The sequence below is a fragment of the Streptomyces sp. NPDC027962 genome (genome assembly GCF_055566095.1).
This window is the reverse complement of the sequence record NZ_JBVHTA010000123.1, coordinates 1-1,166: the sequence shown is the minus strand read 5'-3', so window position 1 is coordinate 1,166 and position 1,166 is coordinate 1. Positions and strand designations below refer to the sequence as shown.

General features: G+C 63.6%; 1 protein-coding gene. It reads right to left on the bottom strand.

Annotated features, from left to right (window positions below; genetic code table 11):
* Positions 1-13: 13 nt before the first annotated feature.
* Complete coding sequence (locus tag ACZ4SA_RS36975) at positions 14-1,096, bottom strand: IS630 family transposase (RefSeq protein ID WP_468283271.1); 1,083 nt, start codon at positions 1,094-1,096, stop codon at positions 14-16.
* Between the last annotated feature and the right edge of the window lie 70 nt (positions 1,097-1,166).

The following is a 1,166-nucleotide window of genomic DNA, read 5'->3' as shown; positions in this document are numbered from 1 at the left end:
GATCCTGTTGATGTCACTTCGAGTTGTTTGCCACGAGTTTCTTGATGTTGGTCTGGACGAGGCGGACCTTCGCCAGAATCTCTTCGGTGGTGGCGGTCCAAGTGAAGGGCTTGGCCTCGGAGTTCCAGGAGTCGATGTAGTCGCGGATCTGCGTGATCAGGACGTTGACGCTCGAGAAGGTGCCCCGGCGGATCGATTGCCGGGTCAGGATTCCGAACCAGATTTCGATCTGGTTCAACCAGGAGGAGCCGACGGGGGTGAAGTGGAAGTGGACATGCTGGTTCTTCGACAGCCACTCCTTGACCTCCGGCGTGGTGTGCGTGGAGAGGTTGTCCAGGACGATGTGGATCTCTTTTCCGGCGTGCGGCTTGACCGCCTTCTTCAGGAAGGCCAGGAAGTTCTTGGCGTTCCGGTTCGGCTTGCACTCGCCGGTCACTTCGCCGGTGGCGACGTTGAGTGCGGCGAACAAGTTCGTGGTGCCGTGCCGGACATAGTCGTGGGTGCGCTTCTCGGTGGCCGCGAAAGTGACCGGCAGCACCGGCTGGGTCCGGTCCAGCGCCTGTACCTGCGTCTTCTCGTCGACCGACAGCACGACCGCGCCGCCCGGCGGGTCCAGGTACAGCCCGATCACGTCGGCCACCTTGTCCGCGAATGCGGGGTCCTTCGAAATCTTGAAGGTGCCGTTGCGGTGCGGCTTGAGATTTTCCTCGCGCCAGACCCGTGCAATGTAGTGCCAGGACACGGTGATGTTCTCGATCCGCTTCAGGTACTTCGCCAACTCGCGCGTCGACCAGTGCGAAAGCCCGGTACCAGCCGGCGGCGTCATCCGCGTCAGCGCAATCACCCGCGCCCGCGCCCGCGCCGGTACCTGCTCCCGCGGGGCGCCGGGACGGTCGCCTTCCAGTCCGGCCAGTCCACGCTGGCCATAACGGGTCTTCCAACGGTCCACGGTCGGCAGCGACACCCCGAGCAGCTCGGCAATGTCCTTGCGTCGACGCCCCTCGCCCGACCACAACACGATCCGGGCCCGTGTGGCCAGGTCCGCGGGCACATCCCGACCGTTCGCCAACTCCCGCAACTCTGCGGCCTGTTCCACGGAGAGCTCCATGTCGGTAACAACGAGATACGCGAGATCAAGTAACGCCTACAGGATCACGAGACACTAG